We start from the raw sequence: 13974 nt of genomic DNA, 5'->3' as shown, positions 1-13974 counted from the left end.
CACTACCATGTCTCAGTATCCGTCGTGAACGCTCCGGTTGCAAGCGTAGGTGCAATCGTTTTCCACGTGCTCCTACGAGTTCAGCGCATGAGTATGAGTACCGACGAGCAGTCACTCGACGGCACGACGGTCGGAATCTTCATCGCGCCAGCCGGTACCGAGGAAATCGAGTTCACCGAGCCGAAGCAGACGGTCGCCGACGCCGGCGCGACCGTCGACGTGCTCGGGAGCGAAACCGGCGAGGCCCAGAGCGTCAACAACGATCTCAAGGAGAGCGAGACCTACGCGGTCGACAAACAGTTCAGCGAGGTCAGCGCGGACGAGTACGACGCACTCATCGTCCCCGGCGGCACTGTCGGCGCGGATACACTCCGACTCGACGAGGATGCGGTGTCCCTCCTCCGCGAGCACGTCGAAGCCGGAAAACCGGCCGGCGTGATCTGTCACGGCCCCTGGCTGCTCGTCGAGGCGGGTGTCGTCGACGGCCGGACGCTCACCTCCTATCCGAGTCTGCAGACGGATATCCGTAACGCGGGCGGCGAGTGGGTCGACGACGAACTCGTCACTGATCAGGGGCTCGTGACGAGCCGAAACCCGGACGATCTCGACGCTTTCTGTGAGGGAATCGTCGAGGCGTTCGCAGACGGGTCGGCGTGAGAAGCGCGGCTCGGTTACGCGTGCGTCAGCATGCGAGCGAGAGTAAAATCAGTCGATGTGGCCTTCGCGGCGGAGCTGGTCGGCGTCCTGGCTGGTGTAGCGCCACTCGATCGTGGCCTTCTCGTCCTGCCAGTCCCAGGGTTCGGCGACGACGATATCGTCCTGTTCGATCCAGGTGCGATACTTCATCCGGCCGGGAATACGGCCGAGACGTTCCTCGCCGTCCTCACAGCGGAGTTGCACGTGGTTGCCGCCGAGGTGTTCGGTGACGACGGCGAATACTTCATCGTTGTTGGGCATACGGAGATTCCGTCGCCCGGAGTCTTCTGTCACACCTTCCCTACGTGGGGCAGCCGTTTAAACTATCGGAAAGGAGTGGTATCACGTGTCACCCGACGGGTGGCAAAAAGTGGGCCATTCGCGGACGAATAATAAGATATATTAGAGTTCCCGATCCGAGTCCGGATTGTCAAGGTCCCACAACAGCTCCGGCAGGAACGCCTCGAGATTGTCGATCACGCGGCGTTCGCTGACGTTCAGCCCCTCACAGTGGTCGTGTGCCGACTCCCGAATATCGACGTGAAGGTCGCCCCCTTCAAGCCAGACGCCGAGCGGAAAGACCGAACACCGCGTCGGTTTCCAGTCCTCATCCAGATGCAGCGAGCAGAGCCCGTCTTCCCGAAGAAACGCGCACGCGTGACCGTCTTCAGCGACGTGCTCGTCCCGCGCTTTCTCCTCGCGCGTGACGAACTTCTCGCCCCGAAAATCGGTCGTCGTCTCCGCGAGGTTCGCCCGCTGGGCGAGTTCGAGTAAGTCCCGATCGTACAGCAAAACGCCGTGGTGACAGCACCAGGTGCAGTCGTCGACACACTCGAAGGTGAGTTCCGGATCGAACTCGACGACGGCCTCGCGGCCGGGGTGGACCTCGACGCGGCGGGAGTCAGCGCTCACGTGTCGGCGGAGGGTGTTCGGCCTGAAGTGCCTTTCTACCCGTACCCATACCTGCGTCACGCCCGCATTTGTATTCGCATTCGTATTCGTACTCGTACCCGTATCCGTACCTCGCCAATCTCTCGCCGATCCCCCGCCGGTCACTCGCTGTTCACTCAGTCGGTTCGGCGACCGTATTCCGCAGCGTCCCGACGCCCTCGTAGGTAATTTCAACGGTGTCTCCGGGCTCGACCAGGCCGGGATTGGCTGGACTGCCGAACGCGATCACGTCGCCGGGGCGAAGGGTGAACCGTTTCGAGAGATAGGAGACGATCTCGGCGACTCCGAACAGCATCAGATCCGTCGTCGCCTCCTGGCGGCGCTCGCCCGCAACGTCTGTGTACATCNGAACCGTTTCGAGAGATAGGAGACGATCTCGGCGACTCCGAACAGCATCAGATCCGTCGTCGCCTCCTGGCGGCGCTCGCCCGCAACGTCTGTGTACATCTCGATCTCCGTCTCCGTCGCATCGAGTTCAGTTTCGAGCCACGGGCCGAGCGGGCCGGAGCCGTCGAAGGCCTTCCGCGCGGTTCGGCCCTGCTGGTCGAGGGCGTCCACGTCGTTCATGATCGTGTAGCCGCGAACGACATCGGCGACCTCGTCTTCGCTGATGTCGTGACAGGGCTCGTCGATGACGGCCGCGAGTTCACCGGCGTAGGTCAGTTCGTCGGTGAACTCGGGGTAGGGGATCGACTCCTCGTGGGCCAGCAGCGACGCTGGCGGCTTGATGAAGAAGTCGGGTTCCTCGGGGCGCTCGTATTCCATTTGCTCGAGCGTCTCAGCGTAGTTGCGGCCGACGCAGTACAGCGCTGTCGGCTCGCAGGGCGGGAGCAGTTCGCCGTCGACACCGACCTCGTAGGTGCCGTCGTCGGTGTGGACGACGCCGTCCTCGTATCGGCATGCTACAGGTCCGGACGAAGTTTCGATCCGTGCGAGTCGCATGCGCTGAACTCGTGAATCAAGTTTGGTAGTCCTACCGGTTCGATTTCGAACGTGTCGGTCCGGCCCGTGTTACGCTTTTGCCGTTGCTCGTCGGAGTCGCGCGTGCATGTCCGAATACGACACCGACGTACTGGTTTCAGCGGATTGGGTCGAAGACCACCTCGACGAGTTCCAAGCCGACGATCCAGACTACCGTCTCGTGGAGGTCAACAGCCCCGAATCGCCGGAAGAGGGCGACTTTCCCTCACGATACGACGAGGGCCACATCCCCGGTGCGATCGGCCTTCAGTGGGACGACGACCTCTCCGATCCGGATCAGCGAGACATCCTGAAAAAGGCGGACTTCGAGGAGACGGTCGGCGAACGCGGCATCAGCGAGGACTCGACGGTCGTCTTCTACGGCGACGGCCACATTCCGAACTGGTTCGCCCTCTTCGCCTACTGGGAGTTCAAATACTACGGCCACGACGACGCACGCGTCCTCGATGGCGGGAAGGACTACTGGGTGAACGAAGACTACCCGCTGACCGACGAGGTACCCGGCTTCGACGCCGTCGAGTACACCGCGAAGGGCCCCTTCGAAAGCATCCGCGCCTACAAAGACGACGTCGACAAGGCCCGCGAGGCTGGCATCCCGATGGTCGACGTTCGCTCACCCGCGGAGTTCTCCGGCGAGACCATCGCCCCCGAAGGACTCCAGGAGACCGCCCAGCGCGGCGGGCACATCCCCGGTGCCTCGAACGTCCCCGTGAAGACCAATCTGCGCGACGACGGTCGATTCAAAGAGCCGGACGAACTCGAAGAGCTGTACGCCGACTCGGGAATCGACGGCGACGAATCTATCGTCACGTACTGTCGCGTCGGCGAGCGCTCCGCGATCGCGTGGTTTACCCTCCACGAACTGCTCGATTACGAAGACGTGCACAACTACGACGGGTCCTGGACCGAATGGGGAAACCTCATTCGCGCCCCAATCGAGAAAGGGGAGGGTGAAAGCGACTAATCGACACTCGCCAGCGCGCCGCCGTAGCAGCACGCCACGTATCAGCGCGACGCGTATCAATGAACCAGTGTTTTCTACTCGAGCACGAGGTACGTCCGCGAACCCCGGTGCTCAAGCGAAACCTGCTCAGTGTCGACATCAACCCGCGCCTGAACGAACTCGCCAATACTCGCCGCATCGAGTTCAGTAACGTCGATCCGTTCACGCTGCGGCGTCGTTTCGGGGATCGATTCCCCCTCGCTGAACTCGCTCGTGCCACCGACGGGGCCACCACTGTGGTCGACGATCAGTGTCATACATCTCAATTAGAGCGACAGTATGTTAATCCGATCCGTCCGTGGTGAAAGTGAAAGTGATCGTTAGAACGACTCATTCGGCTGAATTCGAACGGAGGCCGAGCCAGTCGCCGCCGGTTCGAAATCGAACGCAAGCGCGGATTCGGTGCCGTCACCCGAGCGGTTTGAGTTCGACGTGTCGGTGTCCGCGCTCGGTTTCGATCGGCACCGTCTCGACCAGCGATTCGCGCGCTTTCGCTCGCCAATCGTCAACGGCCTCGGCGTGGCGTTTGCGCCGTTGATCCGGCGTGAGCGCCGACTCATCCGCACCGCTAGTCCGCTCATCGCCGATCGACTCGAACTGCGGATAGGTCTCCCGGGCCTCGGTTTCGAGAGCGTCGGCGGGTGTGACGTGAACCGCACCGGTCAGTTCGGCGTCATCGCGCCGGTAGACGTGAATCCGGGCCCGCATGCGGCCGTGAAACGGTGGCGTAATTCGCAGGACGGCCTCGCCGGGATTCTCCTGCGTATAGGCGAAGGCATCGACAATGTCCGCCGCCGAGACGGCAATCGATCGGATCGCCGTCGGGTCGTCCTCCGCAACCATCATCGATGCTTTGGCTTCCAGCGGGTTAAGCACCGTCGTCCGGCGATGCGGGCCGTTCGCTGTCACCCTTGGCGAGTGCTCCGCTCGGCGGCCGGAAAACCGTCGCCTCGACCTCCGTCGAGACCCCATAGGCCGCCCCCTCGACCGATGGCGGGAGCCCGAACTCGGCGTCTCGGTAGTGCGCTTGCAACGAGGCGCGAACCGCCTCGCGAACGCAGGCCCGCGTCGCCGCTCCGACCGCGGTCGCGCTGCCGCTGAACTCGGCGCGACGGCCGGTCGGATCGTGACCGACGATGACCGCATCGGTGGTCGTCCCCGGAAATCCGGTTTCGGCGAGCAGCGTCGCGGTTTTGGCCTCCGTCGCAACCGCGAGGAGGTTCGTCAGCGCGCCGAGCGCGAGTTCACGAGTCGTTCCGACGATGACGTTTACGGTACCGGTCCCCGGTTCCGAACCGTCGGCGTCGGTGCTGGCGTCAGCGTCGGGATTCTCCTCGGTGTGGACGGTCGAGACGCGTTCAGCCGCGGATTCGCGAGCTGGAAGCGACCCGCCGCTCGGGTCCATCGGGAGGGCTGCGGGGTTCGAAATGCCGGCGGTCGCGTATGCGGTGACGGAGCCACAGCGCGCGCCGCGAGCGTCGTCGATGTCGACGCCGGTGAGCAGGGCCGGTCCCGGCTGTGCTCGGCAGTCATCTTCGTCCCCGTTGTCTCCGTCTACCGTCCTCCTCCGCTTGCGCTCTCCGCAACGGCCATCGCCGCAATCGCGTTCACGAACGCCGAATCCCGCCCGGTCGAGTCGGTCGACGATATACGTCCCGAGATCCTGTTGCCCCCATCCATCGGGAACCGAGAGGTTGTACGCGCAGTCGCTCGTCCAGCGACCGCCGTTCCAGCCGCTTGAGAGCCACTCCGTTCCGGACCGGCGAATCCTGAGCACCCCGTCGCGCCGAACGGCCTCGTACGCACACTCTCGCCCCGACATTAGCTAGCGCCACCGCCGTCGCCGGTGTCACCGGCACCGACACTGGCACCGGCACCGAGCGCGGCGAGCAACCGATCGTTCGAATCCCGGTCCTTGACTGCAACCCGTACATGCGACTCGAGGGTCCGAAAGGTCCGCGCGTCGCGGACGGCGACGCCGCGCTCCCGCGCCGACGCGAGTACGTCCTCAACGTCGCGGTCACCGACGTCACACAGCAGGTACGGCGCATCGGAATCGTGCACGTTGAATCCGAGTTCAGCGTCGAGCGTCTCGCGAAGCCGCACGCGTTCGCTGGCGACGCGCGCACGAGTCGCGCGGATGAACTCGTCCTGACGCAGGCAGTATGCACCGACGCGTGCGGCCGGCGTGCCGAGCGACCACGCGCGACGGGCTGTCTCGAGTGCGCGACGGCGCTCGCCGGTGGCGACGGCGAAGCCGGCGCGGAGTCCGGGCAGCCCGAACAGTTTGGTGAGCGAGCGCGCGACGATGACGTGTTCCCGATCGAGCGTGGCCGCCGACGGGCGCTCGGTGAATCCGAGGAACGCCTCGTCGACGAGGAGGGTCGTTCCGGCTTCCGCACAGCGAGCAGCGAATGTGGCCAGGTCGTCCGGATCGACCACGTCGCCGGTCGGGTTGTTCGGCGTGCAGACGACCGCGAGCGAACAATTTTCAAGCGCCACCTGGCGCAGGTCACAGCAGTCGTCGTACCGCACGAACCGCGGCGTCGCACCCTGTAATCGGACCTCGCGGGCGTACTCGCCGAAACTCGGGTAGGGAACCAGCGCCTCGTCACCGGGCTCGAGTTCGAGTTCCATCGCCAGTCGAATCGCGGCCAGGCCGCCCGGCGTTGAGATTACTCGGTTGGGATCGCAGTCGACGAACGCGGCTGCGGCAGCCCGGAAGTCGGCGTAGTCGTCGTCGGGGTATCGGCGGGAGGCCTCGAGTGCGTCGGCGTACACGTCGTCGACCCCTGCGGGCGTCGACGGGTTGGTGTTCGCCGAGAAATCGAGCACGTCCGGATCGGGGTCGCCGCCGTGGTGGACACGGCTTCCACCGCGGATCGACTCAGGATCCATCCTCGTCCCCCGTTTCCATCTGGCTCGGGTCTCCGACCCCTTCGCCATCAGCATCGATTCCGAGCCGCGAACAGACGAGTTCGAACTGCTCTCTGACCGTTGCCATCTCGCCGGGTGGAACGAGCGAGAGCGCACCGCCCATCGCGACGCCTTCCTTCGCTTCGCCAGCGCAGTAGCGCTCCATCGCGACGTGCTCGCGCCCGTGGTCGCCGAAGCCCGGATCGGTGATCGTGAGTTCGCAGTCGAGTTCAGTGCACGCCTCCCGAAGGCGCGGGCCCTGTTCGGCCACGACGAACGAGGTCGTCGCGATTTCGAGGGAGGCATCGACGCCGGCGTGGCGGAGGACGGCGGCGACAGCGACCATCTGGGTGCCGCCCGCGAGCGTCACGTCGGCTCCCGACTCGAGCGCGCCGGCCGCGACGCCCGCGACGGTCGGTTGGACCGGGTCGCCGACGGCTCGAATCGCCGCGAACGGGTCCGACGCGCAGTCTCCGGGTTCGAGATCGCTCGCTGCGAGGCCCTCGGAGACGACGCGGCGCTTGCGCTCGACCGGATTCTCGGGCAGCGACGACGAGACGGTCGTCGGCTCGCCCAGCGCGGTGAGCACGCCGAGCGCCGTCGTCGTCCCGCCGGGAATCGTCTCGCCGATCACGAGTTCGCTCTCGCCGGCCGGCAGGCTCGCGCCGTAGCCGTGCGCGCGGTCGAAAATCGCCGCCGCGTCGGGGACGGCCGCCGATTTGCGGATGTCCGCCCCCGGTTGGACGCCGAGGTCCACCGTCGGCGAACTCGTCGGCTTTGCGAGGCCGGCGTCGACCACCGTTACGTCGAAGCCGACGACCTCGCGGACGGCCCGTGTGACGGCGGCGGGCGTCGGACAGCCGCTCGGGCTGACTGGTGTAACGGGCGAGCGCGCTGGCGCGCCGAACTCGAGGATCTCAACGTCTGCGGATGGCGTATGCGCCATGAGCTCCGGCGCTGCACCGGCGGCGCTGATGCCGTCGACGAGCGCCGTTTCGGTCGTTCCGGCGGGGAGGATGATGCGTGTCATTGGTACTGGTTGTTATCGATCGGTCGAACGACGGATGCGTTCGGTCGCAAGTCGAGCGTCTTCGCGGCGGTTCACGTTGATCGCGAGTCGCGGATCGTCGGTTACGTAGGTCATGGATTCGGCGGTGGAGTCGTCCGCTGTGGCGTCGACGACGTTGATGCCGGTCGGGACGAGTTCGTCGGGCGAGGTGGCCGTGTCGAGCCGGGAATCGACGCTGGTGCCGAGTCGTCGTTTACAGGTCTCGGGGACGCAGACGGTCAGCGAGCCCGCGTGGCCGCGGTCGTCGTAGACCGTGAGTACTTGCTCGACGACCGCAGCGTCCAGAAGCGGGAGGTCGGCGGCGACGGTGAGTATCGGCGTCGTTACGGCCGGTCGGTCGAGAACCGCCAGGAGGTCGGCGACGTAGCCGTCGCCGGCGGTGCTGATCGTCGTAACGGGTTCGTCGGAAGCGGAGAGGTGGTCGCGGGTTTCCGGCGCGTTCGGCGATACCGCCGCGTAAATCGCGTCGATGCGGCTCTGCGCGAGCGCGGTCACGACGCGGTCGACCATTGCAATACCGTCGATCGGGTACAGCGGCTTCTCGCGGTCGCTCTCGAGGCGCGTTCCCTTTCCACCGCACATCACAAGAGCGTCCACGCGATCACCCCCGCGTGCACGCCGGCGACGCGCCCCAACTCGTTCGCCGCGCCGAAGATATCGCCGTTGATCCCGCCGAGGTGGCGGTTCGCCCAGTACCAGGGAAGGGTGACGCCTCCGATTCCACCGCAGACGGCGACCGTCGCCGGATGCGGCCAGCCGATCGTCGCTGCTGAAAGGACGACCGCCGCCGGGACGAGCCACGATCCTGAACTCGCGGCCTCGGTGAACTGCCGGCCCATTCCCTCGTAAGGTGCGCGGCCGAAGCAGGCCATCGACGCCATGCCGAACTTCGATCCGACTTCGGCTCCGATCGCGACCGTCACCGCCGTCAGGACCGGCAGTGAGGCGAGACCGAGCCCCGCGAGTGCGAGCCCGGCGACGGTGATCGAAACCGCGAGAATCGCACCGACCCCCGTCGTCGTATCCTTCAGAACCTCGCGGCGGCGGTCGGAATCACCGTGGACCACGAGCGCATCGCCGAGGTCGGCAACACCATCGAGGTGGTTGATCCCCATTACCGCGTATACGGCCAGAAGATAGCCGAACGCGACGGTCGGCGGGGCCAATACATCGGCTGCGAGTAACGGGAGCGCAGCGACCGCTCCCGCGGCGAGTCCGACGAGCGGAAAGGCGGCTGGCGTCGATCGGAACGCGTCCCAGTCGCCGTCGTGGTGGCCGACCGGGAGCCGCGTCAGGAAGCCGAGCGCGCCACGAATCGCGCGGCCCCAGCGTTTGACGCTTACGACCATTGACCCACCCCCACGGCAAGCAATTCGAGTGACGAGTTCAACGTGCCGTCCATCGGCCCATCCGCGACGCCGAACGCAGCAGCGAGCGAAGCGACTGCGACTGATGCGACGATCGCGAACAGGATCGCGACGGCTGCTGCCACCCCGACGACTGTCGTCGCTCGCGCACCGTCTTCGGGAGTCGGCAGCGGCGCTGTCGGATTGAGGTCGTACACGCCCGGTTTCGTGAGCCGGATCGAGAGCGCGCAGGCGAGCGTCGCCATCGGCCAGCCCGAGTTCGGCGACGGCGGAGCGCGAGCCCACGCGGTGGCGCGGCGGAGCGCGAGCGGGTCCGCGGTAGCGAGTGCGATCGCCGCCGCCGTCACGCGGGCGGGAATCCACATCACGATGTCGTCGAGGCGCGCACTCGCAGTGCCGATCGGTTTCGACGGATACCCGAGCATCGAATCCAGCGTGTTGACGCCCTTGACCCAGGCGGCGGCCGCCGCGGCTCCCGGCAGCGAGACGGGAGCGAGCACTGCGAACGGGAGTACCGTCGCCACGACGCCGTCGGCGAGGTTTTCAGCCGCGCTCTCGACCGCCGCGCTACGAATCTCGGCCGGCGATAACGACGACACGTCCCGTCCGACGAGTCCTCGAACTCGATTACGAGCCGTCTCGAGATCCGTCACGTCCCTTGCGGTCGCGTCCACGACCTCGTCGGTTAGCGCGAGCAGCGATCGCAGGCTCATCGTCAGAAAGAGGACGAGTGCGGCGGTTGCGACCCCGAGTAGCGGGGAGATCGTCGTGGAACCGAAGACAAAACCACCGGCGACGGCCGCGGGGACGAGCGGAACCAGGAGTGCGATCGCGACCCCGACGAGGCGCTGTCGGCGCTCGTTCTCGCTCCACTCGCGATCGAGTGCATCGACGAGACGACCGAGCCAGGCGACGGGGTGCATCGAGTTCGGTGGCTCGCCGATGAGCCAGTCGAGTCCGACTGCGACGACGAGGACGATGACTGTCAGCAGTGCCATGGGCTGTCCTCCGTGTTCGTGACGGGACACCATGCTGACCACGCCGGCACCCGTTTCACGAGTTCAGGTCACCTCCAGCGCGTCGAGCCGATCCGCGAGCGCACCGAGGTTCGGGAGACGCGTTCGGGCGGTCGGTTCCACATCGGCGTCGAGAAGCAGCGCCGTTCCGCCGACGGCTTCGACGCCGCCGTCCGTTCGCGGGTCGTCGCCGATGTGGACGAGTTCGGACGGCTCGATACCGAGTTCGTCCGCTGTCACCTCGAATATTTCGGGTGCCGGCTTGCGCCAGCCACAGCCGACGCTCGTGACGATCGCGTCGAAGTCCTCGCGTGTGAGTTCCGATCGAACGAGCGTCCGCCCGACGAGTTCGGGGACGCTACAGTTCGAACAGAGGGCGACGGCGTGGTCCTGGCCCCCGCTCCGGGAGCGAGCGGCCTCGATCGCCTCTCGCGCGCCCGGTCTGGTCTCGACAGCGGGATCGAACGCCGAAACGACGGCCCGTCTGGGAACGTTGCCGCTGAACTCGACGCCGCGGCTCGCGAGCGCGCGAGAAACGTGTGCTGGGAGGGGAATCTCTGCGCCCGCAGGTGCATCGATGTGCACTTCGGTATAGGCGTCGGCCCAATCGTCCGGAACCGAGATGTCGCGGCTCTCGAGTTCGGTTGCGATGGCGGCGGCTGGATCGGTCGGATAGTCAGCGGTGACGAGCGTGTCGAAGAGATCGAACGAGACTCCCACGCTCGTGTGACTAGCCCAAGTTGACTTTATGGTCGCGGTTTTGGCAAGGCCGTCCAGGTGGTCGTCAACACTGGTGAAAACGAACTGAACGGAACGAGGCAGTAATCGAAAGAAAGCAGGGACGGGCGTCAGTCGAGTCGAGCGAACGCGAGGTTACCCGAAATGTTCTTGATGTAGATGTCGACCACGTCGCCTTCCTGTGCGCCGGGGACGAAAATCGTGTACTCGCCCTTTTCTGCGACGCCGTCGCCTTTGCGCCCGGTGCCAGTGATCTCGACGGTGTAGGTCTTGCCCTCTTCGACGGCCTCCTGCTGTTGTTGCTGTTGGGTGCTCGCCGAGCGCTTGGTGACGGGACGGAACGCACCGCAGGCGTCACAGCGCAACATCGGCGTCCGGTCCTCGCGCACGAGACGAGTGTCCGGCAGGCCACACTCCGAACAGAGAACGTATTCGTCGACATAGGCCTCGACGGCGGCGTTAAAGTCCTGCTCCGAGAACGTCCCGTTGTACCGACCACGGCCGTCCTCGAGTTTGCCGCTTGTCCCCATCTCGCGCTGGATAAATCGGTGCAGATGTTCATCCTCGCGCGAGAGCACGTCAGCGATCTCGCCCAGGTTCGTAAACCGCGTAAACGCGCCGTCTTTCTGCGTTTCCGCATCCGGAATCTGTAACCGCTGCTCGTCGCCCCCGATGTCGGGAACATCGTCCATTGCTCGGTCGAGACTCGACTCGTAATCCATACGCGAAACCAGACGACGCTGACGTAAATCGGTTCTGCTATCACGCTCCGGGACCCGAATCGGGCTGGTCAGCCCTTAAAGCGAATCGCTCCCGCTTTCGCCAAGCGACCCCTGTTTTTCCTCGTCTAGCCGCGAGAGATCGCGCTCCAGATTCGCTTCGTTCGGGCTCCCCGCCTCGCCTGTAATCTCTCCGTAAATCGCCTCCCGCGCTTCCTCCTGGCTGTCGAACTCTTCGTTGGCCAGCCGATCGAAGACGCTCCCGAGCGACTCCGTCTCGTTCGGCATATCGATCGGTTCGCTGCCGTACTCCGACGCGATTTCTTCACCCGTAATCGGGTACTCCATCTCGCCAAGATGGCGGTTGACATCTTCGAGAATCGACTCGGTGGTGTCCGCTCGCTGGGATTTTCGCTGTTCGGCACGATCCTGGGCGCGATCACGATCCGGCTCTGAACGATCCTCGCTCATACGCGCGGTATCACCACACGACGCAAAAGCCGACGGCCGGCGTTTGCGTGCTTGCCATCACTGGACGGTGGGCGTGGCCCCCCTTCGATTTCGAAGGACGATCGACGTAGGTTGCCATCGTCACAGCCATTTATCCTTGCGCTGCGTGTTGTCTAACTGCCTGCGGTAGCTCCAACACCACCAACACCACCTACCACTACCGCACGGCTTCGTCGGTTGCTGGCCCCTTTCTGATATGCTCGGCCAACGCAAGCCGGATCGGCTGGACGCCGATCTCTCCCGCTTCTTCCGCCTCTCCATCTACGCGTGATCTCACTGGTGCCGAAAACGCGATAGAGCCCGTTCTGATGCGAGTTCTGAAGCGGTGTTCGCTGTGTGTTGTCTAACGCCCGCTGGACGATCGTCACACAGCCCACCCCGAATGTCCACTACGAAACTCGCCAACAGACGGAGGTCCCCGACTGGAAACAAGCTCTACTCCGAATTCACTGATCGTTTTCTCGACTAGAAACGGGACGTAGATGTCCTCAGGAGGACGTAAACGCCACTATACGGTTCAACTATACTCCGGTGAGAATCCGAGTCCGCCCTCCCCGATTTGAACACAGTGAGACGTTCCTGGCATGCGGCACTTCGCGCCGTTCCAGGCCTGCGGCTCACAAGCTCAAATCGTGTCTCACGGATTTTCAGAGAAAGTCCGCCCTCCCCGATTTGAACGGGGGGCAAGTCGATCTACAGTCGACTGCTCTACCAGTCTGAGCTAAGGGCGGGTACACTCAAACGTAGTCGCCGAACGGAACATAAGGGTTATTATTTCAGCTGCTGGGGTGAGTTTGGTAGCACGTAACAGCATGATTGATATAGGTGGCTCATCAATAGTCCTGTATATCGGGCTATGAGTAAGATCACGTTTCGCGCCGATGACGCCCTCGTCGACGAACTCGAGGCCCTCGATCTTTCGAAGAGCGAGGCAATGCGCCAGGCACTCCGTTCATATCTCGGTCACGAGGGGCCGGTCTCCGATACCCGCGCGGAGCGGAACGCGACAACTGATGCCGAACCGGCGAGTTCAGCACTCGATCAGACGCTCGACGAACTCGTCCGTGAACGCGTCGATGAACTCGTAGCCAAGCAGGTTGCGTCGCTTGTCGGACAGCACTCTGTCGGCCAGATAGGTCCACAGGAGCCGTCATACGCCGGCGACAGACGAAGCGATAGACACGCTCACGACCGTGAGACACAGGACATCAATGTCACCGTCTCGCTTGCAGGGCAGGCGTTCCAGTCGGCTGACGAGCAGTCGGAGACGCGCGTGTCCGAACGGGCGTCATCTGAAGACCGTGTCAGACGACCAAATAATCAACCGTCTGATTCGCCACAGCGTTTGCGAGCGAACTCGAGTCGAAACGGCGGTGGGAAGCCCTCATCGCAACAGGTCGACCAGGAACAGACTCAATCGGAATCGGTGCAAACGACGTGTGGACAGTGTGGCGAGCCCGTTGACGACGAGCACGTTTACTGCCCGAACTGCGGTGAGAAGTCCTCACGTCGATTGTTCTGTGAGTGCGGCGATGAGTTCAGATCCGATTGGTCGTTCTGTCCGGGCTGTGGACGCCGGACGCCAGCAGCGGACGTACTGGAGTCGAGGTAGCCGTAGACGCCAGATCAGTGACTGTCGTAAGACAGTGATCGTCCGGCTCGTCGGTAGTTTTATTATGCAAGACAGTATTCCGTTTATTCGCGTAAGACGGTCGTCTTACACCGGACACAAAACGGCGGAAACCGCCCGATGTCGGGCGTCTCCGGTGTAAGACACGTCGTGTCTGACAGGGGCGCGCCACCGTCTTACCCAACGGGGAATATAACCATGGAGCGTGTGACACTGCGTATCCCGAAACAGCAGATCGACGAAGTAGAACAGTTGGTTGACTCGGGCGAGTTCCCAAACCGGAGCGAGGCGATCCGGTCGGCGGTCCGGGAAATGATCAACGAACAGTACGACGGCCACGGCGAACAGGCCGGTAAACACAACTGGGCCAAGGTGTAA

General features: G+C 64.2%; 17 protein-coding genes, 1 tRNA gene and 1 pseudogene. 4 read left to right on the top strand and 15 right to left on the bottom strand.

Annotation, left to right across the window (positions count from 1 at the left end):
* Positions 1 to 93: 93 nt before the first annotated feature.
* The gene (locus C484_RS04660; RefSeq protein WP_006824793.1) at positions 94 to 657 is read left to right on the top strand and encodes a type 1 glutamine amidotransferase domain-containing protein; all 564 of its coding nucleotides are present in this window, start codon (positions 94 to 96) and stop codon (positions 655 to 657) included.
* 48 nt (positions 658 to 705) lie between these two features.
* On the opposite strand, the gene C484_RS04655 is transcribed toward C484_RS04660, so the two are convergent.
* The 3 genes and pseudogenes from C484_RS04655 to C484_RS04645 all read right to left on the bottom strand — a co-directional run bounded on the left by C484_RS04655 (position 706) and on the right by C484_RS04645 (position 2589).
* Positions 706 to 990 (bottom strand): translation initiation factor eIF-1A, encoded by a 285-nt coding sequence (locus C484_RS04655; protein ID WP_083867281.1) that lies wholly within the window; start codon positions 988 to 990, stop codon positions 706 to 708.
* A gap of 108 nt (positions 991 to 1098) precedes the next feature.
* Positions 1099 to 1608, bottom strand: coding sequence for a YkgJ family cysteine cluster protein (locus C484_RS04650; protein WP_006824792.1), 510 nt, complete (start codon positions 1606 to 1608; stop codon positions 1099 to 1101).
* Positions 1609 to 1759: 151 nt separating this feature from the next.
* Positions 1760 to 2589 (bottom strand): annotated as a pseudogene (locus C484_RS04645) (fumarylacetoacetate hydrolase family protein).
* Positions 2590 to 2695: 106 nt separating this feature from the next.
* On the opposite strand from C484_RS04645, the gene C484_RS04640 reads away from it, so the two are divergent.
* Positions 2696 to 3592: a sulfurtransferase gene (locus tag C484_RS04640; RefSeq protein ID WP_006824791.1), complete on the top strand. Its 897-nt coding sequence runs from the start codon at positions 2696 to 2698 to the stop codon at positions 3590 to 3592.
* A gap of 74 nt (positions 3593 to 3666) precedes the next feature.
* On the opposite strand, the gene C484_RS04635 is transcribed toward C484_RS04640, so the two are convergent.
* From C484_RS04635 to C484_RS04580, 12 genes are all read right to left on the bottom strand, one after another.
* Positions 3667 to 3888, bottom strand: a complete 222-nt coding sequence (locus C484_RS04635; RefSeq protein WP_006824790.1) for a hypothetical protein — start codon at positions 3886 to 3888, stop codon at positions 3667 to 3669.
* 151 nt (positions 3889 to 4039) lie between these two features.
* On the bottom strand, positions 4040 to 4474 hold the full coding sequence (locus C484_RS04630; protein ID WP_006824789.1) for a hypothetical protein: 435 nt from the start codon (positions 4472 to 4474) through the stop codon (positions 4040 to 4042).
* 25 nt (positions 4475 to 4499) lie between these two features.
* Positions 4500 to 5453 (bottom strand): adenosylcobinamide amidohydrolase, encoded by a 954-nt coding sequence (locus C484_RS04625; protein WP_006824788.1) that lies wholly within the window; start codon positions 5451 to 5453, stop codon positions 4500 to 4502.
* Positions 5453 to 6529, bottom strand: a complete 1077-nt coding sequence (gene cobD, locus C484_RS04620) for a threonine-phosphate decarboxylase CobD (RefSeq protein ID WP_006824787.1) — start codon at positions 6527 to 6529, stop codon at positions 5453 to 5455. The genes C484_RS04625 and cobD overlap by 1 nt, the downstream gene beginning before the upstream one ends.
* The gene (gene cobT, locus C484_RS04615; protein WP_006824786.1) at positions 6519 to 7577 is read right to left on the bottom strand and encodes a nicotinate mononucleotide-dependent phosphoribosyltransferase CobT; all 1059 of its coding nucleotides are present in this window, start codon (positions 7575 to 7577) and stop codon (positions 6519 to 6521) included. Before cobT ends, cobD begins: the two co-directional genes overlap by 11 nt.
* 12 nt (positions 7578 to 7589) lie before the next feature.
* Positions 7590 to 8198 (bottom strand): NTP transferase domain-containing protein, encoded by a 609-nt coding sequence (locus C484_RS04610; RefSeq protein WP_006824785.1) that lies wholly within the window; start codon positions 8196 to 8198, stop codon positions 7590 to 7592.
* Positions 8198 to 8965, bottom strand: coding sequence for an adenosylcobinamide-GDP ribazoletransferase (cobS, locus tag C484_RS04605; RefSeq protein WP_006824784.1), 768 nt, complete (start codon positions 8963 to 8965; stop codon positions 8198 to 8200). The genes C484_RS04610 and cobS overlap by 1 nt, the downstream gene beginning before the upstream one ends.
* Positions 8956 to 9981, bottom strand: a complete 1026-nt coding sequence (gene cbiB, locus C484_RS04600) for an adenosylcobinamide-phosphate synthase CbiB (protein ID WP_006824783.1) — start codon at positions 9979 to 9981, stop codon at positions 8956 to 8958. Before cbiB ends, cobS begins: the two co-directional genes overlap by 10 nt.
* Before the next feature lie 63 nt (positions 9982 to 10044).
* Positions 10045 to 10719, bottom strand: coding sequence for an HAD family hydrolase (locus C484_RS04595; RefSeq protein ID WP_006824782.1), 675 nt, complete (start codon positions 10717 to 10719; stop codon positions 10045 to 10047).
* Between the two features lie 128 nt (positions 10720 to 10847).
* Complete coding sequence (locus tag C484_RS04590) at positions 10848 to 11459, bottom strand: translation initiation factor IF-2 subunit beta (RefSeq protein ID WP_006824781.1); 612 nt, start codon at positions 11457 to 11459, stop codon at positions 10848 to 10850.
* Between the two features lie 75 nt (positions 11460 to 11534).
* Positions 11535 to 11927: a DUF5789 family protein gene (locus tag C484_RS04585; protein ID WP_006824780.1), complete on the bottom strand. Its 393-nt coding sequence runs from the start codon at positions 11925 to 11927 to the stop codon at positions 11535 to 11537.
* 696 nt (positions 11928 to 12623) lie between these two features.
* Positions 12624 to 12697, bottom strand: a tRNA-Tyr gene (locus tag C484_RS04580).
* Positions 12698 to 12822: 125 nt separating this feature from the next.
* Between C484_RS04580 and C484_RS04575 the strand changes: the two genes are divergently transcribed.
* Both C484_RS04575 and C484_RS04570 read left to right on the top strand, forming a co-directional pair.
* Entirely contained in the window at positions 12823 to 13578 is a 756-nt protein-coding gene (locus tag C484_RS04575) for a double zinc ribbon domain-containing protein (protein ID WP_006824779.1), read from the top strand.
* 216 nt (positions 13579 to 13794) lie between these two features.
* The gene (locus C484_RS04570; RefSeq protein WP_006108317.1) at positions 13795 to 13974 is read left to right on the top strand and encodes a ribbon-helix-helix domain-containing protein; all 180 of its coding nucleotides are present in this window, start codon (positions 13795 to 13797) and stop codon (positions 13972 to 13974) included.

The organism is Natrialba taiwanensis DSM 12281, assembly GCF_000337595.1.
GTDB lineage: Archaea > Halobacteriota > Halobacteria > Halobacteriales > Natrialbaceae > Natrialba > Natrialba taiwanensis.
The sequence above is the reverse complement of the archived record's forward strand: the minus strand, read 5'-3'. Positions and strand labels throughout refer to the sequence as shown.